The sequence below is a fragment of the Geodermatophilus sp. URMC 63 genome, from assembly GCF_053502565.1.
Genome location: NZ_CP199956.1, coordinates 2,027,221 through 2,051,495 on the forward strand (window position 1 = coordinate 2,027,221; position 24,275 = coordinate 2,051,495).

At 76.6% G+C, this 24,275-nt stretch carries 24 protein-coding genes; 16 read left to right on the plus strand and 8 right to left on the minus strand.

The genetic code is table 11. The annotated features are described in order from the left end of the window. Positions 1-118: 118 nt before the first annotated feature. Complete coding sequence (locus ACWIZO_RS09795) at positions 119-325, plus strand: hypothetical protein (protein ID WP_448642282.1); 207 nt, start codon at positions 119-121, stop codon at positions 323-325. A gap of 3 nt (positions 326-328) precedes the next feature. Here the strand turns inward: ACWIZO_RS09795 and ACWIZO_RS09800 are convergent, their stop codons facing one another. Beyond that, positions 329-1,231: an A/G-specific adenine glycosylase gene (locus tag ACWIZO_RS09800; protein WP_448642283.1), complete on the minus strand. Its 903-nt coding sequence runs from the start codon at positions 1,229-1,231 to the stop codon at positions 329-331. Positions 1,232-1,308: 77 nt separating this feature from the next. On the opposite strand from ACWIZO_RS09800, the gene ACWIZO_RS09805 reads away from it, so the two are divergent. Then, positions 1,309-2,001 carry a MucR family transcriptional regulator gene (locus tag ACWIZO_RS09805; protein WP_448642284.1) on the plus strand — a complete coding sequence of 231 codons (693 nt, stop codon included), beginning with the start codon at positions 1,309-1,311 and terminating at the stop codon, positions 1,999-2,001. Positions 2,002-2,028: 27 nt separating this feature from the next. Here ACWIZO_RS09805 and disA read toward each other — a convergent pair whose 3' ends face one another. From disA to ACWIZO_RS09820, 3 genes are all read right to left on the minus strand, one after another. Further along, positions 2,029-3,117 (minus strand): DNA integrity scanning diadenylate cyclase DisA, encoded by a 1,089-nt coding sequence (gene disA, locus ACWIZO_RS09810; RefSeq protein ID WP_446758561.1) that lies wholly within the window; start codon positions 3,115-3,117, stop codon positions 2,029-2,031. A gap of 131 nt (positions 3,118-3,248) precedes the next feature. Further along, positions 3,249-4,622: a DNA repair protein RadA gene (radA, locus tag ACWIZO_RS09815; RefSeq protein WP_448642285.1), complete on the minus strand. Its 1,374-nt coding sequence runs from the start codon at positions 4,620-4,622 to the stop codon at positions 3,249-3,251. 88 nt (positions 4,623-4,710) lie between these two features. Further along, entirely contained in the window at positions 4,711-5,424 is a 714-nt protein-coding gene (locus ACWIZO_RS09820; protein WP_448642286.1) for a hypothetical protein, read from the minus strand. 106 nt (positions 5,425-5,530) lie between these two features. On the opposite strand from ACWIZO_RS09820, the gene ACWIZO_RS09825 reads away from it, so the two are divergent. The 3 genes from ACWIZO_RS09825 (at position 5,531) to ACWIZO_RS09835 (ending at position 8,787) form a co-directional block, all read left to right on the plus strand. Further along, positions 5,531-7,096, plus strand: coding sequence for a cryptochrome/photolyase family protein (locus ACWIZO_RS09825; protein WP_448642287.1), 1,566 nt, complete (start codon positions 5,531-5,533; stop codon positions 7,094-7,096). Positions 7,097-7,186: 90 nt separating this feature from the next. Next, a complete protein-coding gene (locus tag ACWIZO_RS09830; protein WP_448642288.1) occupies positions 7,187-7,816 on the plus strand; it encodes an RNA polymerase sigma factor in 630 nt (209 codons plus the stop codon). Continuing rightward, on the plus strand, positions 7,813-8,787 hold the full coding sequence (locus tag ACWIZO_RS09835; protein WP_448642289.1) for a hypothetical protein: 975 nt from the start codon (positions 7,813-7,815) through the stop codon (positions 8,785-8,787). The genes ACWIZO_RS09830 and ACWIZO_RS09835 overlap by 4 nt, the downstream gene beginning before the upstream one ends. A gap of 18 nt (positions 8,788-8,805) precedes the next feature. On the opposite strand, the gene ACWIZO_RS09840 is transcribed toward ACWIZO_RS09835, so the two are convergent. Next, positions 8,806-9,651, minus strand: coding sequence for a UbiA family prenyltransferase (locus ACWIZO_RS09840; RefSeq protein WP_448642290.1), 846 nt, complete (start codon positions 9,649-9,651; stop codon positions 8,806-8,808). A 130-nt stretch (positions 9,652-9,781) separates the two neighbouring features. Between ACWIZO_RS09840 and ACWIZO_RS09845 the strand changes: the two genes are divergently transcribed. From ACWIZO_RS09845 to ACWIZO_RS09870, 6 genes are all read left to right on the plus strand, one after another. Further along, positions 9,782-10,264 (plus strand): CarD family transcriptional regulator, encoded by a 483-nt coding sequence (locus ACWIZO_RS09845; protein ID WP_091373028.1) that lies wholly within the window; start codon positions 9,782-9,784, stop codon positions 10,262-10,264. A gap of 38 nt (positions 10,265-10,302) precedes the next feature. Further along, on the plus strand, positions 10,303-10,965 hold the full coding sequence (gene ispD, locus ACWIZO_RS09850; protein WP_448642291.1) for a 2-C-methyl-D-erythritol 4-phosphate cytidylyltransferase: 663 nt from the start codon (positions 10,303-10,305) through the stop codon (positions 10,963-10,965). Further along, a complete protein-coding gene (ispF, locus tag ACWIZO_RS09855) occupies positions 10,962-11,459 on the plus strand; it encodes a 2-C-methyl-D-erythritol 2,4-cyclodiphosphate synthase (protein ID WP_448642292.1) in 498 nt (165 codons plus the stop codon). The genes ispD and ispF overlap by 4 nt, the downstream gene beginning before the upstream one ends. Continuing rightward, positions 11,456-12,856 carry a cysteine--tRNA ligase gene (gene cysS / locus ACWIZO_RS09860; RefSeq protein WP_448642293.1) on the plus strand — a complete coding sequence of 467 codons (1,401 nt, stop codon included), beginning with the start codon at positions 11,456-11,458 and terminating at the stop codon, positions 12,854-12,856. The genes ispF and cysS overlap by 4 nt, the downstream gene beginning before the upstream one ends. Further along, positions 12,838-13,812, plus strand: a complete 975-nt coding sequence (gene rlmB, locus ACWIZO_RS09865) for a 23S rRNA (guanosine(2251)-2'-O)-methyltransferase RlmB (protein ID WP_448642294.1) — start codon at positions 12,838-12,840, stop codon at positions 13,810-13,812. The genes cysS and rlmB overlap by 19 nt, the downstream gene beginning before the upstream one ends. 63 nt (positions 13,813-13,875) lie before the next feature. Beyond that, entirely contained in the window at positions 13,876-14,235 is a 360-nt protein-coding gene (locus ACWIZO_RS09870; RefSeq protein ID WP_448642295.1) for a hypothetical protein, read from the plus strand. Between the two features lie 7 nt (positions 14,236-14,242). Here ACWIZO_RS09870 and ACWIZO_RS09875 read toward each other — a convergent pair whose 3' ends face one another. From ACWIZO_RS09875 to ACWIZO_RS09885, 3 genes are all read right to left on the minus strand, one after another. Further along, complete coding sequence (locus ACWIZO_RS09875; RefSeq protein ID WP_448642296.1) at positions 14,243-15,520, minus strand: DUF445 domain-containing protein; 1,278 nt, start codon at positions 15,518-15,520, stop codon at positions 14,243-14,245. 50 nt (positions 15,521-15,570) lie between these two features. Next, complete coding sequence (locus tag ACWIZO_RS09880; RefSeq protein ID WP_448642297.1) at positions 15,571-16,842, minus strand: S1C family serine protease; 1,272 nt, start codon at positions 16,840-16,842, stop codon at positions 15,571-15,573. Between the two features lie 122 nt (positions 16,843-16,964). Further along, entirely contained in the window at positions 16,965-17,741 is a 777-nt protein-coding gene (locus ACWIZO_RS09885) for an ABC transporter permease (protein ID WP_448642298.1), read from the minus strand. A 153-nt stretch (positions 17,742-17,894) separates the two neighbouring features. On the opposite strand from ACWIZO_RS09885, the gene ACWIZO_RS09890 reads away from it, so the two are divergent. From ACWIZO_RS09890 to ACWIZO_RS09910, 5 genes are all read left to right on the plus strand, one after another. After that, positions 17,895-18,608 carry a hypothetical protein gene (locus tag ACWIZO_RS09890; RefSeq protein ID WP_448642299.1) on the plus strand — a complete coding sequence of 238 codons (714 nt, stop codon included), beginning with the start codon at positions 17,895-17,897 and terminating at the stop codon, positions 18,606-18,608. Between the two features lie 100 nt (positions 18,609-18,708). Beyond that, positions 18,709-19,311 carry a DUF1326 domain-containing protein gene (locus ACWIZO_RS09895; protein WP_448642300.1) on the plus strand — a complete coding sequence of 201 codons (603 nt, stop codon included), beginning with the start codon at positions 18,709-18,711 and terminating at the stop codon, positions 19,309-19,311. Between the two features lie 4 nt (positions 19,312-19,315). Next, entirely contained in the window at positions 19,316-20,125 is an 810-nt protein-coding gene (locus tag ACWIZO_RS09900) for a DUF2182 domain-containing protein (protein ID WP_448642301.1), read from the plus strand. A gap of 95 nt (positions 20,126-20,220) precedes the next feature. Then, the gene (locus ACWIZO_RS09905) at positions 20,221-21,687 is read left to right on the plus strand and encodes a 3' terminal RNA ribose 2'-O-methyltransferase Hen1 (protein WP_448642302.1); all 1,467 of its coding nucleotides are present in this window, start codon (positions 20,221-20,223) and stop codon (positions 21,685-21,687) included. Then, on the plus strand, positions 21,684-24,218 hold the full coding sequence (locus ACWIZO_RS09910) for a polynucleotide kinase-phosphatase (protein ID WP_448642303.1): 2,535 nt from the start codon (positions 21,684-21,686) through the stop codon (positions 24,216-24,218). Before ACWIZO_RS09905 ends, ACWIZO_RS09910 begins: the two co-directional genes overlap by 4 nt. Positions 24,219-24,275 lie beyond the last annotated feature (57 nt).

Sequence of the window (24,275 nt, forward strand, 5' to 3'; positions counted from 1 at the left end):
GGGCGGCCACGATCAGTGGGAGGCCTCCCTGCCCCCCACCACTCGCAGGCTCGCGGCGGGACCCTGCAGGGAGGCCGACCGGTGCGGGAGGACGCCGCCCGGGCGGGAGGAGGTGGCCGTGGCGCGCGGTGACCACCCGAGGCGGACGCCGGTCTACGGCGGGCTGCTGATCGCCGCGGCGATGGTCGGCGCCACGCTGGTCGTGGTCGACGGCACGCGGCTGCCGACCGCCCTGCGCGCCGTCCTGCTGGTCCTCTGCGGCCTCGCGGCGCTGGCCGGGTGGCTGATGACCTTCCGCGACCTCACCCCGCGCCGGCGCCCCTGAGCGTCAGGCGGGCAGCGTGAAGCGGCCGTCGGGCAGCTGCTCGAGCAGCCCGTCGGCGAGCAGGGAGTCCAGGCAGCGGGCGCGCTGTGCCGCGTCGTCCCAGGCCGCGTCCAGGTCCGCGGCGGGGACCGGGCCCTCCGCGGCGCGCAGGACGTCGAGCAGCCGGCCGCGCACCTGCCGGTCGGTGCCGGCGAAGCGCTGCACCCGGCGCGGCGGTCCGTCGGACGCCGGAGCGCCGGCCAGCCGCCAGGCGCAGCGGTCCCGGACCGGGCAGACGGCGCAGCGCGGGGTCCGGGCCACGCAGACCAGCGCCCCCAGCTCCATGGCCGCCACCGAGCAGCGCACCGCGCGGTCCCGGTCGGCCGGGGCGAGCGCCGCGACGTCGGCGAGGTCGGCGGCGCGCGCGGTCCCCGCCTCGGCCCGGCCGTGCACCAGCCGGGCCACCACCCGGCGCACGTTGGTGTCCACGACCGGCTGCGGCCGGCCGTGGCCGAAGCAGGCGACGGCGCGGGCGGTGTAGGTGCCGATCCCCGGCAGCGCCTCCAGGGCCGCCACGTCGGCCGGGACGACGCCCCCGTGCCGCTCGACCAGCGCGACGGCGGTCTCCCGCAGCCGCAGCGCGCGGCGCGGGTAGCCGAGCTTGCCCCAGGCGCGGATGACCTCGGCCGGTGAGGCGGCGGCCAGGTCCGCGGGGGTGGACCACCGTCGCACCCAGTCCCGCCACACCGGCTCGACCCGCGCGACCGGCGTCTGCTGCAGCATGACCTCGCTGACCAGCACCGCCCACGGGTCCACGCCCGGACGGCGCCACGGGAGGTCGCGCGCCGCGGTGTCGTACCAGTCGACGAGGGCGTCGCCGACCTCTGCGGCGGCGGCGGTCGGGGGAGCTGCGGCGGGGCTGTCCACGGGGGTCCAGTGTGCCTGCCCGGCGGGGCGGCGTGCCGTCCTCGGGAGGGGAGCGGGCGCGGACTACGGTCGTCGGCGTGCTGCACCCGGTCGGGCCCCTCCCGGCCGCCGTCTACTGGCGGCGGCGGCTCCTGGCGCTGGTCCTCCTGCTGGCCGTCCTGGGCGGCGGGGTGTGGCTCGGTGCGGCTCTGCTGACCGGTTCCGACGGCGAGGCCACGGCCGCCGAGGCGACGACGACGTCGACCCCCGCCGGCGCCCCCGCCCTCGACCGCGTCGTGCCGTCACTCGCCAGCGTGCAGACCCCGACGCCGCCACCCACCAGCCCCCCGGCACCGGCCCCGGCCGCCCCGGCCGCCCCGGCGGCCCCGGTGCAGGAGGCCGGCGCCCCCTGCCGCGACGACGTCCTCGCCCTGGAGGTGCGCACCCCGGGCACCGTCGCGACGGGCTCGCGGCCGGTGTTCGAGCTGGTGGTGACCAACACCGCGACCGTGCCCTGCACCCGCGTGCTCGACAAGGGCCTGCAGGAGATGGTGCTGCTCGACGCGGGGGGCAACCGGCTGTGGGGCAGCAACGACTGCGTCCCCGAGGTCAGCAGCGACACCCGCACGCTCGCGCCCGGCGAGCAGGTGGTCTTCCCGCTGACCTGGAGCGGGACGACCAGCGAGCCGACGTGCACCGCGGCGCGGGTGCCGGTGGGGCCGGGGCAGTACGTGCTCCGAGCCCGGCTGGACACCAAGACCAGCCCGGACGCCGTCCTGCAGATCAGCTGAGCGGCCCCTGCCGAGCAGGGCGGCCGCTCAGCTGTAGCGGTCGAGGATCGAGGTCTCGGCGAGCCGGGACAGCCCCTCGCGGATGCCGCGGGCGCGGGCCTCGCCGACGCCCTCGACGGCCAGCAGGTCCTCGATGGTGGCCGCCAGGAGCTTCTGCAGGCCGCCGAAGTGGTCGACCAGCCGGTCGATGATCCCGGCCGGCAGGCGCGGCACGCGGGCCAGCAGCCGGAAGCCCCGGGGGCTGACGGGGGAGTCCAGCGCCTCGGCCGAGGTGGGCAGCCCGTAGCAGCGCGCGACGGCGGACAGGTCGAGCAGCTCGGTGGCCGACAGCGCCCGCAGGTCGGTGAGGACCTGCTCGATGCTGCGCGGCCGCCGTCCGACGCCGCCGGGCAGGTAGTCGCGGACCAGCAGCGCGCGGTCCTCCTCGACACCGGCCAGCATCTCGTCGAGCTGCAGGGCCAGCAGCCGGCCGTCGGTGCCGAGCTCGACGACGAAGCCCTCGATCTCGTCGGCGATCCGCCGCACCATCTCCAGCCGCTGGCTGACGCTCATCGCGTCGCGGACCGTGACCAGGTCCTCGATCTCCAGGGCCGACAGCGTGCTGGCCACCTCGTCGAGCCGCAGCTTGTAGCGCTCCAGCGCCGCGAGGGCCTGGTTGGCGCGGGCGAGGATCGTCGTCGGGTGCTCGAGGGTGTAGCGGCGGCCGGCCACGTAGACGCTGATGATGTGCATCGACTGGCTGACCGAGATGACCGGGAACCCGGTCTGCACGGCCACCCGCTCGGCGGTGCGGTGCCGGGTGCCCGACTCCTCGGTGGGCACCGTCGGGTCGGGCATCAGGTGCACGCCGGCGCGGACGATGCGCAGCCCGTCGGAGGAGAGGATGACCGCGCCGTCCATCTTGGCCAGCTCCCGCAGCCGGGTGGCCGACAGGGCGACGTCGAGGGCGAAGCCGCCGGTGCAGATGGACTCCACGACCCGGTCGTAGCCCAGCACGATCAGCGCTCCGGTGCGCCCGGCCAGGATCCGCTCGAGACCGTCGCGCAGCGCGGTCCCCGGGGCGATGCGGCCGAGGAGCTCGCGGAGGGCGACCTCGGAGTCCACAGCGGGGGGCACGGGCGCTCCTGACGTCGACGTGGTGCGGGATCCGAGTCTACGTGGCACGCCTCCCGGCCGGTCGCGAGGAGGGTGCGGTGGGCAACGGTCCCCGAGGACCTCCGGCGGGGCCGTACCCGGGACGGCCGACGTCAGCCGGGGAACAGCCCGGACAGCGCCGCGCCCAGGTCGGGGACCTCCATCAGCCGCATGCCCTTGGGCACGGGACCGGCGTCGGGGGGCACGAGGGCCAGCCGGTAGCCCTGGCGGGCGGCCTCGGCCAGCCGCCGGCCGGTGCCGCCGACCCGGCGGATCTCCCCGGAGAGCCCGACCTCACCCAGCGCGATCATGCCCTCGGGCAGCGGGGTGTCCCGCGACGCCGAGGCGATGGCCAGGGCCAGCGCTAGGTCGGCCGCGGGCTCGGCGATCTTCACCCCGCCGACCGAGGCGGCGAACACGTCGGCGTCGGCCAGCCGGATCCCGCCGCGCCGCTCGACGACGGCGTTGACCATGGCGACCCGCTGGGAGTCCAGGCCGCTGACCGCCCGCCGGGGCGAGCCGCCCCCGGCGCTGGTGGCGACCAGCGCCTGCACCTCGGCCAGCAGCGGCCGGCTGCCCTCCAGGGTGACGGTGACGCAGCTGCCGGGCACCGCGGCCGTGCGGCGGGAGACGAACAGGTGCGAGGGGTCGGGGACGCCGACGACGCCGCCGTCGCCGATCTCGAAGCAGCCGATCTCGTCGGCCGGGCCGAACCGGTTCTTGGTGGCGCGCACCAGCCGCAGCGTGGAGTGGCGCTCGCCGTCGAAGGAGACGACGACGTCGACGAGGTGCTCGAGCGCCCGCGGGCCGGCGATCGCGCCGTCCTTGGTGACGTGCCCGACGAGGATGGTGGTCATCCCGCGGGACTTGGCGACGGCGGTCAGCGCCGTGGCCACCGCGCGCACCTGGGTGGCGCCGCCGTCGGTGCCGTCGACCGCGGGGGAGCGGACCGTCTGGACGCTGTCGAGGACCAGCAGCGAGGGCGCCACCTGCTCGACGTGGGCGAGCACGGCCGACAGCTCGGTCTCGGCGGCCAGATACAGCCGGTCGTGCAGGGCGTCGATGCGCTCGGCGCGCAGCCGGACCTGGGCCGCGGACTCCTCGCCCGAGACGACCAGCGTCGGGCCGTTGCTCGCCGCGACCCGGTGGGCGACCTCGAGCAGCAGCGTGGACTTGCCCACCCCGGGCTCGCCGGCGACGAGCACCACCGCGCCGGGGACCAGGCCGCCGCCGAGCACCCGGTCGAACTCGGGGATGCCGGTGGGGACGGCGCGGGCGCCGGTCAGCTCCACCTGCGCGATCGGCCGGGCCGGGGCGGTGACCGGGCCGGCGGCGACCGAGCGCAGCGCCGGGGCGGCCGGCCCGACCTCCTGCAGGGTGCCCCAGGCCTGGCACTCGGGGCACTTGCCCATCCACTTGGCCGAGGTGAAGCCGCACTCGGTGCAACGGTGGGCGGGGCGCGCGGCCTTCACTCCGGACGGGGGCATGCCTGGACGGTAACCGCGGGCACCGACAGTCCCGCGGAGGTCGCGGCGACCCGTCCGCGGTCAGCCGGAGGAGCGGCTCAGCGCCTCGTCACTCCCCCTCGGTGTTGGGCTCGTCGGACTCCTCCTCGGTGTCGAACGAGAAGGGCTCCCCCCGCTCGAGCTCCTCCTGGGGACCGGCCACGACCACCTGCGTGGTGATGTCGCCGGCCTGCTCGAAGCTGAATGTCAGCGTCAGGTCCTGCCCCGGGGTGAGCGGCTCGGCGAGGTCCTGCAGCGTGATCGTCGCGCCGTCCTCCCGCCCGATGTAGAGGGCGGTCTGGGCCGGGACGTCCAGGGCCAGCCGCGAGCTCGCGCTGGGGGAGGCGGTCGTCGCCGCGGCGCCGGTGGGCGTGGCGGGGGTGGCGCCCGACGTCGTCCCTGGCGTGGCGCCGGTGCTGCCGGGCGTCGGGGTGGCCGTCGGCTGGTCGCCGGCGGGGGAGGACGGGGACGGCGTGGGCCCGGTGGCCGCGACCTGCAGCCCCGAGAAGCCCTCGCCCTCGATCCCGGTCAGGGTGTCGTCCCGCTCGGAGGAGTTGACGATCGTGACGATCAGCTCGGCGTCGTCGCCCTCCTCGTACCGCCCTCCCTCGGGGTAGGCGAGCAGGACCTGGCGGAGCAGGATGTCCTCCACCTGCGCCTGGGGACCGACCTTGTCGCGGTCCTGGGTGCCGGTCTGCGAGACCTGGCCGGCGCTGCAGGCGCCGAGCGTGACCGGGCTGAGGACGAGGACACCCACGACGGTGGCGCGCAGCGCGCGGTTCACAGCGGTCGACCTCCAGGAGGACACAGGCCGGCCACCGTGAGTTCGATGGCCCGAGTCGCGCCGAGCCTAACGGTCCGCCCAGGATGTCCGCCGGGAGGTGAGGCGGATGGGGCGTCCCGGATCCGGCAGCGGCGCCGGGGGGCGCGACCCTGCCCTGGCCGACTTCCCCGAGCGGTCCCCGGGCACCCGGCGGTGGGCCTTCGCCGACCAGCTCGGCCCGCACTTCCTCGACGCGCCCGACCAGCCCGTCCTGCTGATCGAGTCCAAGGCCGTGTTCGCGCGCCGTCGCTTCCACCGGCAGAAGGCGCACCTGGTGCTGTCCGCGCTGCGCCACCGGGCCGCCGAGCTGGGTGAGCAGGCGCACCTGCACCAGGTCACCACGTACGCCGAGGCGCTCGACCGGTACGACGAGCCGCTGTCGGTGTGCGCGCCGACCACGTGGAGCAGCCGCGACTACGTGCTGCGCCGGCGCGGACTGCAGGTGCTCGCGGCGCGCGGGTTCGTCAGCAGCCAGGGCGAGTTCGCCCGCTGGGCCGTGGGGCGCGGCGGGCGCCGGCTGCTGATGGAGGACTTCTACCGCGACGCCCGCCGCCGGCTCGGCGTCCTGATGGACGGCGTCGAGCCGGTGGGCGGGCGGTGGAACTACGACCAGGAGAACCGCGAGCCCGCACCCCGCGACGGCCGCTCCCCGGCGCCGGAGCCGTGGTGGCCGGCCGAGGACGAGATCGACGAGCAGGTGCGCGCCGACCTCGACCGCTGGGAGGGCGACGGCGACGTCTCCTTCGTCGGTGACGACGGCCCGCGGCTGTTCCCCGTCACCCGCGAGGAGGCGCTCACCCGGCTGCACGACTTCCTCACCCAGCGGCTGGGCGTCTTCGGCCCGCACGAGGACGCGATGCTGGCCGGCGAGCGCTGGCTGGCCCACTCGCTGCTCTCCCCGGCGATGAACCTCGGGCTGCTCGACCCGCTGGAGGTGGTGCACGCCGCCGAGGACGTCGCCCGGGCACGCGCCGTCGACGGCGACCCGCTGCCGCTCAACAGCGTCGAGGGCTTCGTCCGGCAGGTCATGGGCTGGCGCGACTACATCTGGCACACCTACTGGCACTTCGGCCGGAACTACCGGCACGCCAACGCCCTCCGGGCGACCGAGCCGGTGCCGGACTGGATGGCCGAGCTCGACGACACCGCCGTCGACGCGGCCTGCCTGTCCGACGTCCTGGGCGACCTGCGCCGCGACGGCTGGGTGCACCACATCCCCCGGCTGATGGTGCTCGGCAACTACGCCCTGCAGCGCGGCATCGACCCGCTGGCGATGACCGACTGGTTCCACCGCACCTTCGTCGACGGCTACGACTGGGTGATGGTGGCCAACGTCGTCGGCATGAGCCAGCACGCCGACGGCGGGGCGCTGGCCACCAAGCCCTATGCCGCCGGCGGGGCCTACATCGACCGGATGAGCGACTACTGCGGCGGGTGCCCCTACGACCCCCGGCGGCGCCTCGGGGACGACGCCTGCCCCTACACCGCCGGCTACTGGGCCTTCCTCGACCGCAACCGCGAGCGGCTGGCCGGCAACCAGCGGATGCGCCGCCCGCTGCTGGGCCTCGACCGGCTCAAGGACCTCCCGCTGGTCGTCGAGCAGGAGGCCGCCCGGGGTACCGCCGCCCCCTGAGCCCGCCGCCCGTCCGGGTGACGGGTGGTCCAGTCCGGGCCCGCTCCTGCCGATGCCACTCCCGCACAGGGGGAACGGCAGGAGGTGCAGGTGGCGAGCGGTTCCGTCTTCGACGACGTCCTCGCGGCGGCCCAGGCGGGCGCCGGGTGGGCCTTCGAGGTGCTCTACCGGGACCTGTCCCCGGCGGTCACCGGGTACCTGCGGCTGCACGGGGCGCTCGACCCCGACGACCTGGCCAGCGAGACCTTCCTCGCCGTCTTCCGCGGCCTCGGCGGCTTCACGGGGGACGAGGACGCGCTGCGCTCCTGGGTGTTCACCATCGCCCACCGCCGGCTGGTCGACGACTGGCGCCGGCGCAGCCGCCGGCCGCAGCTGGCCGACGACCGTGCCGCGCCGCCGGAGACCCCCGGCGGTGACGTGGAGGACGACGTCCTGACCCGGCTGGGCACCGAGACCGTGCACCGGATGTGCGCGGGCCTCCCGGAGGACCAGCGCTCGGTCCTGCTGCTGCGCGTGCTGGCCGACCTGACCGTCGAGCAGGTCGCCGAGGTGATGGGCCGTTCGGTGGGCTCGGTCAAGGCGCTGCAGCGGCGGGGTCTGCGCCGGTTGCGCGCCGACCTCGAGCCGGCCGGTACCCCCCGGACGGGTGGGACGGATGGGACGACCGAGGAGTCGGGCGCACCCCTTACGGCCCGCCCGGCGATGACAGGAGCGAGATGACCACTCCAGCCGACGCCCGGACCGACGAGGCGGCCTTCGCGGCCTGCCTCGCCGGCCGTCCCGTGCCCGAGGGCGCCGCGCACCTGACCGCGTTCACCGACGCGGTCCGGGCCGGCGCCGCCACGCCCGGGCGGCCGAACGCGGCCCTGGCCCAGCTGCTGGCGACCGGTCTGCTCACCGACACATCGGAACCGTCCACGCGGACGGCCGGGCACCCCGCCCGGGCCTCACGGAAGAGACCCCGCATGATCCTCAGCACCCTGACCGCCAAGTTCGCCGCCGCCGGCGCCGTCGCCAAGGCCGCCTGCGCGACCGGCGCGGTCGCCGTCGCCCTGACCGGCGCCGCCGCCAGCGCCGAGATGCTGCCCGGCCAGGACGACGGGACCGCCGTCGTCCAGCCTGGCGACACCGGCACCGTCGACCAGCAGCCGACCGACGAGGTCACCGTCGACGAGGTCGAGCCCGGTGCCACAGACGACTCCGCGGTCACCGACGACGACACAATCGTGGGGAACGACACCGAGGAGAGCGACGGCGCCGAGGGCGACGGCGCCAGGAGCGACGGCGCCGAGGGCGACGGCACCACGAGCGACGGCGCCACCGGCGAGGAGATCGCCGAGGTGTCCGACGACGCGGTGCCCGTGCCCGAGCTGACCCAGGAGGCGTGGGAGATCGGCCCGCAGCCGGGACAGTCCCACGGCGACTGGGTCAGCGAGGGCGCCCGCAACGGCTGGGTGAGTGGTCAGGACGTCAGCCGCGAGGCCCACGAGCGCAACGACGCGCGGCAGACCGCCCGCAACGGCGCCGCTACCCCGGCACCGGTCGAGGCGCCTGCCGAGCAGCAGGTGACCCAGGAGGCGGCTCCTGCGCCGGCTCCGGCCACCGTGCCCGCCGCGCCCGATGGCGGCCAGGCCAATGGCAACGGGCACGGCAACGGCAACGCGGGCGGCAACGGCAACGGCCGCAGGTGAGCCAGGGCGGGGCCGCGCTCAGGTGAGCGCGGCCCCGCCGGCCACCAGCAGCACCACGTCCAGGACGGTCAGGACCATCACCGCCGGGAACGCCAGCCGGCGGAACCGGGCCGTCCCGGCGAGCGCGGCCACGGCGACCGCCGGCACCGCGAGCACCAGCCCGGCCCAGCCCCACCACGCCGGTGGCCCGTCCGGGCCGAGCACCAGCACCAGCGACGCCGCGCCGAGCAGCAGCGCCCCCGCGGTCGCCGAGACCCGCGCGCCCAGCCGGTGCGGCAGCCCCCGGACCCCGGTGGCCAGGTCCTCCTCGAGGTCCGGCGCGACGTTCGCCAGGTGCGCCGCGGCGCCCAGCGCGGCACCCGCGGCCGGTAGCCACCACGGCGCCGGCGGCGCGCCGGGCGCGGCGGCCACCACCCCGGCCGGCAGCGCGCCGAACCCGGTCACGTAGGGCAGTCCGGAGGCCGCCGTCCGCTTGAGGCCGGCGTTGTAGGCCCACCCGCTGGCCAGCAGGACCAGCAGCAGCGACCCCGGGACCCAGCCGAGCAGCAGCGAGAGGACGACGGCCGCGGCGGCCGCGGCGAGCGCCGCCGTGCGCAGCACGCGCGGGTCCACCGCGCCCTGCACCACCGGCTTGTCCGCCCGCGCGACGGCGCGGTCGCGGTCGGCGTCGAGCCAGTCGTTGCTCCACCCGATGGACGCCTGACCTGCGAGGACGGCCGCACCCACGAGCGCCACCCGTCCGGCCGGCAGCTCCGCGGCGACGGCCAGCAGGGTCGCGACGACGGTCACGGCGACCGCCGGCGGGGCGTGCGTGGCGCGGACGAGGGCCCCGACGGACGGCGTCCGCGAGCGGTGCGCACGCACACCGACCACCCTCTGTCAACCCCTCCCCGGTACTTCACCAGGCCTCTGACCTGCGCTTATGAGATGACGGCTCTGTCCGGACGTCAGTCTGCCGTGCTAACCTGGGGACAGCGAAAGGGGTCACACACACATGGGCTTCACTGTCGGCGAGACCGTCGTCTACCCGCACCACGGGGCCGCTCTGATCGAGGCGATCGAGACGCGGACCATCAAGGGTGAAGAGAAGGCCTACCTCGTGCTGAAGGTCGCCCAGGGCGACCTGACCGTGCGCGTGCCGGCCGACAACGCAGAGATCGTCGGCGTGCGCGACGTCGTGGGGCAGGACGGGCTCAACCGGGTCTTCGAGGTCCTGCGCGCCCCGCACACCGAGGAGCCGACCAACTGGTCGCGCCGCTACAAGGCCAACCTCGAGAAGCTGGCCTCCGGTGACGTGAACAAGGTGGCCGAGGTCGTCCGCGACTTGTGGCGCCGCGACAAGGACCGTGGCCTGTCCGCCGGCGAGAAGCGGATGCTGTCCAAGGCCCGCCAGATCCTGGTCAGCGAGCTCGCGCTCGCCGAGGGCACCAACGAGGACAAGGCCGAGGTGCTGCTCGACGAGGTCCTCGCCAGCTGAGCTCCGCCTCGGCACCCCGCACCACCCCGACCACTCCCGTGTCCGCTGTCGGCATCGTCGCTGCGGCCGGGAGTGGTCTGCGTCTGGGGGCCGACCGCCCCAAGGCACTGGTCCCGCTCGCCGGCCGGCCGCTGGTCGCCTGGTCGGTGCAGACCCTGCTCGACGGCGGGGTCGACGAGGTGCTCGTCGCCGTCCCGGCGGCCGACCACGACGCCTTCACCGCCGTCCTGCCCGACGGGGTCCGCCTCGTCGAGGGCGGCGCCACCCGCACCGCCTCCGTCCGCGCCGCCCTGGCCGGGGTCCCGGGTGGGGCGTCGGCCGTCCTCGTCCACGACGCGGCCCGCCCGCTGACCCCGCCCGCCGTCGCCACCCGGGTGCTCGACGCGCTGCGGTCCGGCGCGCCCGCCGTCGTCCCGGTGCTGCCGGTCGTGGACACGACCGTGGTGGTCGACGCCGGCGGCACCGTGACCGCGGCCCCCGACCGCGCCACCCTGCGCCGGGTGCAGACCCCCCAGGGCTTCGCCCACCGCGTGCTCGTCGAGGCCTACGACGCGCTGCCTGACGGCGTCGAGCTCACCGACGACGCCGCCGTGGTCCGCGCCATCGGCGTCCCCGTGCGCACGGTGGCCGGCGACGAGCGCGCCGCGAAGGTGACCGTGCCGCACGACCTCGCGCTGGCCGAGCTGCAGGTGACCCGGTGAGCGACCTGCCCCGCGTCGGCCTCGGCGTCGACGTCCACCCCGTCGAGGCCGGCCGCGCGTGCTGGCTGGCCGGGCTGTCGTGGCCCGGCGCCGACGGGTGCGCCGGCCACTCCGACGGCGACGTCGCCGCGCACGCGCTCACCGACGCCGTCCTCTCCGCTGCCGGGCTCGGCGACATCGGCGGGCTGCTGGGCACCGACGACCCGCGCTGGGCCGACGCCCGCGGCGTCGCCGTCCTCGAGCACGTCCGGGAGACCCTGGCCGCCGCCGGCTGGCGGGTCGGCAACGCCGCCGTGCAGCTGGTCGCGCCGACGCCGAAGCTCGGTGCGCGGCGGGCCGAGGCCGAGGCGGCGCTGTCGGCCGCGCTGGGCGCCCCGGTGAGCGTCACCGCCACCACCACCGACGGGCTCGGGCTGGTCGGGCGCGGGGAGGGGCGGGCGGCCGTCGCGACCGCGCTGGTGGTCCGGGCGGGGTCCGTAGACTCCGCGCGGTGAGCCTCCGCCTGTACGACACGGCCGCCCGCGCGGTCCGCGACTTCACGCCCCTGCGTGCGGGACAGGCCTCCGTGTACGTCTGCGGACTCACCCCGCAGGGCCCACCCCACGTCGGCCACGTCAGGTCCGCGCTGGTGTTCGACGTGCTGCGCCGCTGGCTGACCGCCGGTGGGCTCGAGGTCACCTACGTGCGCAACGTGACCGACATCGAGGACAAGATCCTCACCAAGGCCGCCGAGAACGGCGTCCCGTGGTGGGCCTGGGCCTACCGCTACGAGCTCGCGGTCACCCACGCCTACGACGCGCTCGGCGTGCTGCCGCCCACCTACGAGCCACGCGCGACCGGGCACGTGCCCGACATGGTCGAGCTCATCGCGCGGCTCATCGAGCGCGGCCACGCCTACGCCGTCGACGGCGACGTCTACTTCGACGTCCGCTCGTTCCCCGAGTACGGCGCGCTCACCAACCAGCGGCTCGAGGACCTCGAGCCCGCCGCCGACACCGACACCGACGAGCGCAAGCGCGACCCCCGCGACTTCGCGCTGTGGAAGGCGCACAAGCCCGGGGAGCCCGACACCGCCGCCTGGCCGACGCCGTGGGGCCGCGGCCGGCCCGGCTGGCACATCGAGTGCTCGGCCATGGCCGGGCGCTACCTGGGCCCGGACTTCGACCTGCACGGCGGCGGGCTGGACCTGCGCTTCCCGCACCACGAGAACGAGCAGGCCCAGTCGCGCGCGGCCGGCGACGGGTTCGCGCGCTACTGGCTGCACAACGGCTGGGTGACCCTCGGCGGCGAGAAGATGAGCAAGTCGCTGGGCAACACCGCGCTGGTCGAGGAGGTGGTGCAACGGGTGCGGCCGGTGGAGCTGCGCTACTACCTGGTGGCCCCGCACTACCGGTCGACGATCGAGTTCACCGACGCCGCCCTGGCCGAGGCGGGCGCGGCCTACCGGCGGATCGAGTCGTTCGTGCAGCGGGCCGCCGAGCGGGTGGGCGCCGAGCAGGAGGCCGACCTGCCGAAGGCCTTCCGCGACGCGATGGACGACGACCTCGGCACACCCGCCGCCGTCGCCGTGGTGCACGAGACGGTGCGCGAGGGCAACACCGCGCTGGCCGCCGGTGACGACGCCGCCGTCGCCGCGGCGCTGGGCTCGGTGCGGGCGATGCTGGCCGTCCTGGGCCTGGACCCGCTCGACCCCCACTGGGCCGGTGGCGGCGCGGACGACCGGCTGGCCGAGGTGACCGACGGGCTGGTCCGGCTGGCGCTGGAGCAGCGGCAGGCGGCCCGGGCGCGCAAGGACTACGCGGAGGCCGACGCGCTGCGTGACCAGCTCACCGCCCTCGGCGTGCAGATCGAGGACACCCCCCAGGGACCCCGATGGGAGCTGACCCGCTGATGGCCGGCAACAGCCAGCGCCGCGGCCGCACCAGCGGCGCCGGCAAGAAGACCGCCACCGCCGGCACCGGCGGCAAGAACCGCCGCTCGCTGGCCGGCCGCGGGGCCACCCCGCCGGCGGAGAAGCGCACGGGCCACCCGGCCCAGCGCCGGGCGCAGGCCGACGCCCGCCGCCGCACCGAGCGCGACCGCAGCCGGCAGCGTGCCGACGAGGCGCCGGAGCTGCTGCTGGGCCGCAACCCGGTGGTCGAGGCGCTGCGGGCGCACATCCCCGCGACCGCGCTCTACGTCGTCACCGGTGACAGCGCCCGCACCGACGAGCGGGTCGCCGAGGCGGTGCAGCTGGCCGCCGACCGCGGCCTGCCGCTGCTGGAGGTGGGGAAGGCCGAGTTCGACCGGATGTCGAACGGCGCGCTGCACCAGGGCATCGGCCTGCAGGTCCCGCCCTACGAGTACGCGCACCCCGACGACCTGCTCGACGTCGCCCGCGACTCCGGCCGCCCGCCGCTGGTGGTGGCCATGGACGGCGTCACCGACCCGCGCAACCTCGGCGCCGTCGTCCGCTCGGCGGCCGCGTTCGCCGCGCACGGCGTCGTCGTCCCGCAGCGGCGCGCCGTCGGCATGACCGCCTCGGCGTGGCGCACCAGCGCGGGCGCGGCGGCCCGGCTGCCCGTCGCCCGCGCGGTCAACCTGGCCCGGGCGCTGGCCTCCTACCAGGACGCCGGCCTGATGACCGTGGGCCTGGCCGGGGACGGCGACACCGACCTGCACGACTTCGACGGCTTCGCCGACCCGCTGGCGCTCGTGGTCGGCGCGGAGGGCACGGGACTGTCGCGGCTGGTCCGCGAGCGCTGCGACGTCGTCCTGCGCATCCCCATCGCCCGCGACACCGAGTCGCTCAACGTCAGCGTCGCCGCGGGCATCGCGCTCTACGCCGCGGCCGCCGCCCGGCGCTGACCGCCGCGGTCCCGCGCACCGGACGGGTGGCGGGCACCGCGGCCGGGCTGGTTGGTTGAGCGGGTGCCCTCGCTGACCTCCCTCGTCGGGGCGGCCACGACCGCCTTCTCGGCGGCGCTGCTCGTGGCGCCCGGGATCCTCATCGGACCCGCCCGGCTCGCCGACACCGCCGACACCCGCGCGCTGGTCCGCGCGCTCGGCGCCCGGGACGCCGTCAGCGGCCTCGCCCTGGTCCTGGCGCCGCCCGGCCGGCCGCGGCGCCTCGCGGCCACGGCGCGGGCGCTGTGCGACTGGACCGACGCGGTCGTGTTCCCCCCGGCGCTGTCCGGCCGGGGGACGCGGGGCCTGGTCGCCGCCTCCGCCTGGGCCTGGGGCGCGCTCGCCCTCGGCGCGCTGGTGCTCGACGAGCGCGCCGGCCGCTGAGCGCCGCTCAGCCCAGCAGCTGGGCGACGGTGTAGATGACCAGGCCGGCCAGGCCGCCGACGACGGTGCCGTTGATCCGGATGAACTGCAGGTCGCGGCCCACCTGCAGCTCGATGCGGCGGCTGGTCTCCTCGGTGTCCCAGCGGGCGACCGTGGTGCCGACGACGTCGGCGAGGTCGCCGGAGAAGCGCTCGACGAGGTAGCCGGCCACGCGCACCGCCTGGCGCTGGACCCGCTCGCGCACCCGGGGGTCGGTCTGCAGCAGCCGGGCGGCGTCGCGGACCAGGCCGGCGACCCGTGCCCGCAGCTCGGAGTCGGGGTCGGCGGCGGCGGCGAGGAACGCGGTCTTGGCGTTGGTCCACAGCGACGACGACCAGGTCCGCACGGCGGGGTGCTCGAGCAGCTCCTTCTTGAACGCCTCGACGCGGGCCGCGGTGTCGGGGTCGGTGCGCAGCGCGTGCACGTAGGCGCGCAGCCGGGCGTCGTACACCCGGCGCAGCTCGTGGTGCCGGTCGTCGCCGACCTCGTCGAGGAAGGACTGGACGCCGGCGAAGACCCGGTCGAACACCCGGTCGTCGACCCAGTCGGGCACCCACGCCGGGGAGGCGTCGCCGAGCTGGGCCCGGAAGACGACGCGGTTGTCCTGCAGGAAGCGGGCGAGGTAGCGCAGCGCCGCCGACAGGACCTCCTGGTGGCGGTCACCGTCGACGACCAGCTCGAGCACCCGGGCCAGGACCGGCGCGGCCGGCGTCTCGTGCAGCTTGCGGTCGACCAGCCCGGCCACGGCGTCCTGCACGTCGTCGTCACGCAGCAGCTCGGTCAGGCCGGCCAGCGCGGCGGCGGCGTCCCCCGACAGCCGCTCGGCCCGGCCGGGCGCGGCCAGGAAGGCGCCGAGCCGGCCGGGGACGTCGACGGTGGCCAGCTTGTCGTCCACGACCGCGCGGGTGAGGAAGTTCTCCTCCACGAAGGCGCCCAGGCTCGCGCCGATCTGGTCCTTCTTGCGCGGGATGATCGCCGTGTGCGGGATCGGCAGCCGCAGCGGGTGCCGGAACAGCGCGGTGACGGCGAACCAGTCGGCCAGGGCCCCGACCATGGACGCCTCGGCGGTGGCCCGCACGTAGCCAACCCAGGCGCCGGCCTCCTCCCCGAGCAGCACGCACGCGAGGAAGACGACCGCGGCCGCCACGAACAGCCCGGTCGCCAGCCGCTTCATCCGGCGCAGCCCCTCGGCGCGCTCCGGGTCGTCCAGCGAGGAGGTCAGCGGAGCGCTCGGGGACGACGACACCCTCCCGAGCCTAGGAGGCCCGGGAGGGTGCCCGTGGGGTGCCGGAGTGCTCAGCGGTCGCTGCTGCCGAGGGTGACCTCGACGGTCGTCGTCTGCCCGCCGCGGCGGACGGTGAGCGTGACCTTCGAGCCCGGGGCGGCGCTGCGGACGGCGGCGGTCAGCTCGGTGGAGGTGGTGACCGCCCGGTCGCCGACCGCCGTCACCACGTCACCGGGCTGCAGCCCGGCGGAGGCCGCCGCCCCGCCGGCCTGCACCTGCACGAGCCGGGCGCCGGTGCCGACCTCGCTGCTGGTGTCGCTGGCCGCGGTCTGCGCCTGCACCCCGAGGACGGCGTGGGTCGCCGAGCCGTCGTCGACGATCTCCTGGGCGATCCGCTTCGCGGTGTTGCTGGGGATGGCGAAGCCGACGCCGATGTTGCCGCTCTGCGCGTCCTGGCCGGGCGCGCCCGAGGCGACCGAGGCGATGGCGGTGTTGATGCCGACGACCTCGCCGGCGGCGTTCACCAGGGCGCCGCCGGAGTTGCCCGGGTTGATCGCGGCGTCGGTCTGCAGCGCGTCGATGACGGTCGCGTCGTCCTGGGTGGAGCCGGTGGCCACCGCGCGGTCGGTCGCGCTGATGATCCCGTCGGTGACGGTGTCGGACAGGCCCAGCGGCGCGCCGATCGCGACGGCGAGGTCACCGACCTGCACGTCGTCGGAGTCGGCGAAGGTGGCCGGGGTCAGCCCGCCGGCCCCCTGCAGCTTCACCACGGCGAGGTCGGAGGTCGGGTCGGTGCCGACGACGGTGGCGTCGTAGAGCGTGCCGTCGGACGTGCGCACCTGGATGGTCGCGGCGTCGGTGCTGCTGTCGAGGGTGACCACGTGGTTGTTGGTCAGCACGTAGCCGTCGGCGGAGAGCACGACGCCCGAGCCGCTGCCGGCGCCCGAGCCGCCGGTCACGTACACGGTGACCACGCTGGGCGAGGCCTTCGCCGCCGCGGCGGTCACCGCGGTGGCCGACTCCGGGTCCTTGATGACCACGCTCTGCGCGGCGGCGGGAGCCGCCGTCCCGCTGCCGCTGCCGTCGTCGGTCAGGGCGACGACACCGGCCCCGGCGCCACCGCCGATGAGGGCCCCGGCGAGCAGGGCCGCGACCCCGAGGCGCAGCCGGCCCCCGCGGCGCGGGGCGGGCGCGGGCGCTGCCGCCGGCGGCGGCAGGGTCGCCGTCGCCGCGCCACCGGCCGGGTACCAGGTGCCGGGGGGCGGGGACGACGGCGGGGTCCACCCCGGGGTCGCACCGGTCGGCTGGTGGGCCGGGTTCGGGTACGGGGTTCCGTCGGTCACTGTCCTGCGCCTCCTCCGTGGGCGGCCGTCCGCCGCCCTGCACCCACGACGGTGCGCCGGGCGTCTGGCGGGGCCCTGGAGGATGCCTGTGAGGTCTCTGGACGGGGTCCCCGGACGGGTCGTCAGCGGGGCAGGTCGGGCAGCACCCGCCCCCGGGCGACCAGCTCGGTGACCAGCCACACCGCCGTCACCTCGGCGGCCAGCAGCCCCACGAGCACGAGCAGCTGGGCGGCACCGGCGGCCAGCGGGCTGCCCCCGCCGAGCAGCACGCCGACGAAGGCGCCGGGCAGGGTGACCAGGCCCACGGTGCGGGTCTGGTCCAGGGGCGGCAGGAGGGCGGTGGCGGCGGCCGGGCGGGCGATCTCCAGGACGGCGTCGCGGGGGAGCAGCCCCAGGGCGAGAGCCGCCTCGACCTCGCCGCGCCGGGTGGTCAGCTCCTCGCGCAGCCGCCGTCCGGCCAGGGAGGTCGCCGTCATCGCCCCGCCGACCAGGATGCCGGCCACCGGGATCACGGCCTCCCCGCGCAGCGGCACCGTCCCGCTGGCCAGCACCAGCGCCACGACCGGCCCGGCACCGCCGACCACCGCCAGCCCCGCCGACAGCACGCGGCGCGGGGCGCCGGAGGAGCGCAGCGGCCGGCCGCTGACCCGCCCGGCCGCGGTGAGCGCCGCGACGGTGACCATGAGGACCACGAACGCCGTCGACAGCCACAGCGAGCCGACGACGAGCAGCAGCACCGCCGAGACCACGCCGAGCTGCACGGTGGCCCGCAGGGCCGCGACGACGACCGGCCGCTCCTGCCCGAGGCCGGAGAGCCGGCCGGCCGCCGCGGCCAGTGCGGTGAGCAGCACCAGGACCACGGCGAGGGACGGGCCGAGGTCGACGACGGAGGTGCCCACGGACGCCGATCCTGCCGTGCGCGACCGAACGGTCCCGACACGCCCGGACACGGTGTGCGATCGAGTGGCCGCTGGGTAGGGTGCCAGCCCGGTCGCCCTCTCCAGCGGGACGGCCGGACCTCGTGCCCGGCCTGCGCTCTCTGGAGGCTGCTCGTGTCGACCCGCGGTCTGCCCGCCCGCCTGCTCCTCGGCCTCGCCGTCCTCGCCGGGACGGGAGTGGCCGGCGTCGGCGGTCTGGCGCTGCGGCCTGCCGGGCTGCTGGCCGTCGGCCTGGCCGCCGTCGTCACCGCCTGCCTGGCCGCGGGGGTGGCCCGCGAGTCCACCGGAGAGGGCACCCTCGCGCCGCTGGAGGCCGCGTGGCGGGCCGGCGCGGCCACGATCGGCGTGCTGCTGTTCCTGTCCGGCACGGCCGCGCTCGGGGGCCCCGCACTCACCGCCTCGGTCGGCGCGCTGCTCGTCGTCGCCGGGTCGGCCGTCTGGCTGGTGCGCGCAGGCCGGCGGACCGGGCGCCGGGCGGGGAGCGCGCCCGCCGGGTTCGCGCCGGCGTCCCCGCCGGGGGTGCCGCGGACGGTGACCGGGGAGCGCCCGGGGGAGTCGGGCGCGCGGGTGCTGGCCCTGCCGCCGGTGACCACGATGTCGACCGTCGCGCTGGGCCGGGAGTGGCTGGGCACGACGGCGGCCCTGGCCGGCCGGCTCGACCCCGCGTCGCGGCAGGCGGTGGTCCGCCGCCGTCAGGAGACCCTCGACGAGCTCGAGCGCCGCGACCCCGAGGGCTTCGGCCGCTGGCTGGCCGAGGGCCCGCTGCCCGGCAGCGACCCGGCCGACTGGCTCTGCCAGGGCCCGGCCGCCGGCACCGACGCCGCCTGAGCCCCGCACGGTGCCGCCGGCGGCACCTGGCCCGCGCGGGAGGTGGTTGACCGGTCCCGGCCCGGATCGGACACTGGCTGGGTCACGGAGGGGACCGGCCATGGCATGGAACCTCAGGGGCGGCTACGCCGAGACGTGCTCGTGTGAGCTGATGTGCCCCTGCAACCTCTCGCTCGACCACGGTGCCACCTACGACTTCTGTCGGGCGGCCCTCGCCTTCGACATCCGCGAGGGCCAGGTCGACGGCACCGACGTCCGGGGCCGCAGGGTCGTGACGATCATCGACACGCCCAAAGTCATGACCGACGGCAACTGGCGACTCGGGATGTTCGTCGACGACCAGGCCACCGACGAGCAGTTCGACAAGCTGGTCCAGGTCTTCGGTGGGCAGCTCGGGGGGCCGATGGCCGCGCTGGGCCCGCTCGTGGCGGAGATCGCCGGCGTCGAACGGGCGCCGATCGAGTTCCGCGACGACGGGCTGCGGCACAGCGTCCGCGTCGGCGACGCCATCGACTTCGAGATCGAGGACGTCGTGCCGTTCAACAAGGAGGACGGTCGGCCGGCCAGGCTGGAGGGTGGGGGCCACCCGGTCGCGTCGGACCTGACGATCGCCGAGGCGCGGCGCTCCCGGATTGACGCCTTCGGCATCCGCTACGAGGGCAGGAGCGGCGTCTCGACCGCGGAGTTCTCCTGGTCGGCGTGATCCGGTGAGCGCCCCGGCGCAGGAACGTCCCGGAGGCGGGGGCCTGGCTCCCGCGTTCGCCGCCGCCCGCGTCCGCCTCGGGCTGATCGCCGTGCTGTTCGCCCTCGCCGCCGCCGGCTGGTGGTGGACCGTGCGCCGGATGCGCGGCATGGACCAGGGGCCCTGGACCGAGCTGGGGACGCTGGGCTGGTTCCTCGGGACGTGGGTCGTGATGATGGCGGCGATGATGTTCCCGTCGGTGGCGCCGACGGTCGCGCTCTACGCCCGCATGACCAGGCGGCGGTCGCCGCTGTCGCCGCTGCTGTTCGCCGCGGGCTACCTGGTGACCTGGGCGGGCGCGGGGCTGGCGGCCTTCGCGCTGTGGGCGGTCGTGGGCCGGGTCGGGGGCGACGTCCTCGCCTGGGACCGCGCGGGCCGGTGGGTCGCCGGCGCCACGCTCGTCGTCGCGGCGGCCTACGAGGTGTCCCCGCTCAAGGACGTCTGCCTCGGCCGGTGCCGCAGCCCGCTGGGCTTCCTGCTCGGCGCCTGGCGGGACGGCCCGGGAGGAGCGGTGCGGATGGGAGCGCGGCACGGGGCCTGGTGCGTGGGCTGCTGCTGGGCGCTGATGGCGTCGCTGTTCGCGCTGGGGGTCATGAGCGTCGCCTGGACGGCCGTCGTCGCCGGGCTCATCGCCGTCGAGAAGACCCTGCCGTGGCGCCGGGTCGCGGTCTGGGGGACGGCGGCCCTGCTGCTCGTGCTCGGTGTGCTGCTGGTCGTCGCTCCCGACGCCGTCCCGGCGCTCCCCGTCCCCGGCGCGATGGACCCGATGGTCTGACCACCGTGCCCCCGCGGGGCGCCGGCGGACGACGCGGCGCCGCCCGATCCGAGGAAGGTGGTCGACTCCGCGCCGCTCCTCGGTGACACTGCGGCGTGCTCGTCACCCTGTCCACCACCCACGTGCCCGCGACCGACCTGGGCTTCCTGCTGCACAAGAACCCCGCGCGGGCCCAGCAGGTCGACGTCTCGACCGGCACGGCGCACGTGTTCTACCCGGAGGCGGACGAGCACCGCTGCACTGTCGCGCTGCTGCTCGAGGTCGACCCGGTCGGGCTGGTGCGCACCGCGCGCGCCGGCGGTGCCGAGGGCGCCGCGCTCGCCCAGTACGTCAACGACCGCCCCTACGCCGCCTCCAGCCTGCTCGCCGTCGCCCTGGGCAAGGCGTTCGCCAGTGCCCGCCGGGGCGTGAGCAGGGAGCGCCCCGACCTCGTCGACGTCGCCCTCCCCCTGGAGGTGCGCGTCCCCGCCCTCTCCTGCCGGGGCGGGGCGGAGATGGCCTCCCGGTTCTTCGCGCCGCTGGGGTGGCGGGTGGAGGCGACGGCGGTCCCCCTGGACACCACGTACCCGGAGTGGGGCGACTCCCGGTACGTGGACCTGCGGCTGACCGGGGAGCTCCGGCTCGCCGACGCGCTCAACCACCTCTACGTCGCCCTGCCCGTCCTCGACGACGCCAAGCACCACTGGATCGGCACCGACGAGGTCGACAAGCTGCTGCGCGCCGGCTCCGGCTGGCTGGCCACCCACCCGGACCGGGACCTGATCACCCGCCGCTACCTCAAGCACCGCGCCGCCCTCACCGGCCGGGCCCTCGAGCGGCTCGCGGAGGTCGACGACGCCGAGCCGGACACGCTGGACGACGCCACCGCGCCGCCCGTCGGTGCCGCCGGCGGACCGGCCACCGGGGACGAGGCCACCGGGGACGGGGGCACCGACCGGCCGGTGCCCCTCGCGGTGCAGCGGCACGCGGCGGTGCTCGCGGCGCTGCGCTCGGCCGGCGCGTCACGGGTCGTCGACCTCGGCTGCGGCGCCGGCGCCCTGCTGCCCGCGCTGCTCGCCGACCCCGCCGTCACCGAGGTGCTCGGCGTGGACGTCAGCGCCCGGGCGCTCGAGGTGGCCGCCCGCCGGCTGCGGCTCGACCGCATGCCCGAGCGGCAGCGGGCCCGCATCCGGCTGCTGCAGAGCGGCCTGACCTACACCGACGCCCGGTTGCGCGGCTACGACGCGGCCGTGCTCGTGGAGGTCGTCGAGCACCTCGACCCCGACCGGCTGCCCGCGCTCGAGCACGCCGTCTTCGGCGCCGCGGCGCCGGGGACCGTCGTCGTCACCACGCCCAACGCCGAGTACAACGTGCGGTTCGAGGGGCTGGCCGCCGGCGCGTTCCGGCACCGCGACCACCGTTTCGAGTGGACCCGCGCGGAGTTCGCCGCGTGGACCGCCACGGTGGGGGAGCGCCACGGGTACGCCGTCCGGCTGCTCGGGGTGGGGGACGAGGACCCGGACGTCGGCCCGCCCACGCAGCTGGCCGTGTTCACCCGCGGCGCCGCGGAGGTGGTCTCGTGACCGCCGGGGCCCGCACCCTCGCCGTCCCCGACCTGTCCCTCGTCGTGCTGGTCGGGGTGAGCGGCTCGGGCAAGAGCACCTTCGCGCGCCGGCACTTCCGGCCGACCCAGGTGCTCTCCAGCGACTCCTGCCGCGGCCTCGTGGCCGACGACGAGAACGACCAGTCGGCCACTCCCGAGGCGTTCGCGCTGCTGCACCACATCGCCGGCATCCGGCTGCGCGCCGGGCGGCTGACCGTCGTCGACGCCACCAACGTGCGGCCCGAGGACCGCGCGTCCCTGGTGCGGCTGGCGCGCGAGCACGACGTGCTGCCGGTGGCGATCGTCCTCGACGTCCCGGAGAGCGTGTGCCTCGCCCGCAACGCCGGGCGGCCCGACCGCGACCTGCCGCCCGGCGTCGTCCAGCGGCAGCGCGCCGACCTCCGCCGGGGGCTGCGCGGGCTGGGCCGGGAGGGCTTCCGCAAGGTGCACGTGCTCGACGGCACCGAGGAGGTCGAGCGCGCGGTCATCAGCTACGAGAAGCAGTACAACGACCGGCGCGAGGACACCGGCCCGTTCGACGTCGTCGGCGACGTGCACGGCTGCCGCGCCGAGCTCGAGGAGCTGCTGAGCGAGCTCGGCTACGCCCTGCGGCGCGACGAGCTCGGCCGCCCGGTGGACGCCGTCCACCCGGCCGGACGCCGGGCGGTCTTCGTCGGCGACCTCGTCGACCGCGGGCCGGACTCGCCGGGCGTGCTGCGCCTGGTCATGGGGATGGTGGCCGCCGGGCACGCCCTGTGCGTGCCGGGGAACCACGAGAACAAGCTGGTGCGCGCGCTGCGCGGCCGCACCGTGCAGGTGACGCACGGCCTGGAGCGCACCCTGGCCCAGCTCGAGGCCGAGGACGAGGACTTCCGGCGCGAGGTCGAGGCCTTCTGCCACGGCCTGGTCAGCCACTACGTGCTCGACGGCGGGGCGCTGGTCGTCGCGCACGCCGGGCTCCCCGAGTCGCTGCAGGGCCGGTCCAGCGCGCGGGTGCGCAGCTTCGCGCTCTACGGCGACACGACCGGTGAGACCGACGAGTTCGGCCTGCCGGTGCGCTACCCGTGGGCGACGGAGTACCGCGGCCGCGCGATGGTGCTCTACGGGCACACGCCGGTGCCGTCGCCGGAGTGGGTGAACGACACGCTGTGCCTGGACACCGGCTGCGTGTTCGGCGGGCGGCTGACCGCGCTGCGCTACCCGGAGCGGGAGCTGGTCAGCGTCCCGGCCGGGCAGACGTACTACGAGCCGGCCCGGCCGTTCCTGCCCGTGGAGGACGCCGCCCCGGCGGCCGGGGCGCACCGTCCCGACGGCGTCCTCGACGTCGAGGACGTGCTCGGCAAGCGGGTCGTCGAGACCCGCCTGGCCGGGCGGGTGACCGTGCGCGAGGAGAACGCCGCGGCGGCGATCGAGGTGATGAGCCGCTTCGCCGTCGCACCGGAGCAGCTGCTGTACCTCCCGCCCACGATGAGCCCCTCGGCGACGTCGGAGCGGCCCGGGCTGCTCGAGCACCCGGCGGAGGCGTTCGCGTACTACCGCGGCGAGGGCGTGACCGAGGTCATCTGCCAGGAGAAGCACATGGGCTCCCGTGCGGTGGCGCTGGTGCGGCGGGACGGCTCCGGGGTGCTGCACACCCGGACCGGACGCTCCGTCCTCGCCGGCGACCTGACCGGCGCGTTCTCCGCCCGGCTCTCGACCGCGGCGGAGGAGGCCGGGCTGTTCGAGGAGCTCGGCACCGACTGGCTGCTGCTCGACGCCGAGCTCCTGCCCTGGTCGGCCAAGGCCGGCGACCTCGTCCGCTCCCAGTACGCGGCGGTCGGCGCCGCCGCGCGGACGGCGCTCCCGGTCGCCGTGGCGGCGCTGGAGCAGGCGGCCGCGCGCGGCCTCGAGGTGGCGGACGTGCTCGACCGGCAGCGGCGCCGGGCTGCCGACGCCGAGGCCTTCACCGAGGTCTACCGGCGGTACTGCTGGCCCACCGAGGGGCTCAGCGGCGTCTCCTTCGCGCCCTTCCAGCTGCTCGCCTCCGCCGGGACCACGTACGCCGACCGGCCGCACGCCTGGCACCTGGCCGTCGCCGACCGCCTCGCCGCGGCCGACCCCGAGCTCGTCCGCGGCACCCGCTCGCTCCCCGTCGACGTCACCGACCCGACCGGCGAGGCCGCGGCGACGGCGTGGTGGGAGGAGATCACCGCGGCCGGCGGCGAGGGCGTGGTGGTCAAGCCCGCGGCCAACCTCACCCACGGCCGGCGCGGTGTGGTGCAGCCCGGGCTGAAGGTCCGGGGACGCGAGTACCTGCGGCTGGTCTACGGCCCGGACTACACCGAGCCGCAGCACCTCGAGCGGCTGCGGGAGCGCTCGCTCGGCCGCAAGCGCGGACTCGCCCTGCGGGAGTACGCGCTCGGGATGGAGGGGCTGGAGCGGCTGGCCCGCGGCGAGCCGCTGTGGCGGGTGCACGAGTGCGTCTTCGCCGTCCTCGCGCTGGAGTCCGAGCCGGTCGACCCCCGGCTGTAGGTCGGCCGGTCAGCGCCCGCCGACGGTCCTGGGCGCAGCGCGACGGTCGACCGTCGT

Excerpts from the sequence above, each read along its gene's own strand:
- radA (WP_448642285.1), bottom strand. The coding sequence starts at position 4,622 with ATGCCCCCGTCCGGAGTGAAGGCCGCGCGCCCCGCCCACCGTTGCACC.
- ACWIZO_RS09825 (WP_448642287.1), top strand. The coding sequence starts at position 5,531 with ATGGGGCGTCCCGGATCCGGCAGCGGCGCCGGGGGGCGCGACCCTGCC.
- ACWIZO_RS09835 (WP_448642289.1), top strand. The coding sequence starts at position 7,813 with ATGACCACTCCAGCCGACGCCCGGACCGACGAGGCGGCCTTCGCGGCC.
- ACWIZO_RS09845 (WP_091373028.1), top strand. The coding sequence starts at position 9,782 with ATGGGCTTCACTGTCGGCGAGACCGTCGTCTACCCGCACCACGGGGCC.
- rlmB (WP_448642294.1), top strand. The coding sequence starts at position 12,838 with ATGGGAGCTGACCCGCTGATGGCCGGCAACAGCCAGCGCCGCGGCCGC.
- ACWIZO_RS09895 (WP_448642300.1), top strand. The coding sequence starts at position 18,709 with ATGGCATGGAACCTCAGGGGCGGCTACGCCGAGACGTGCTCGTGTGAG.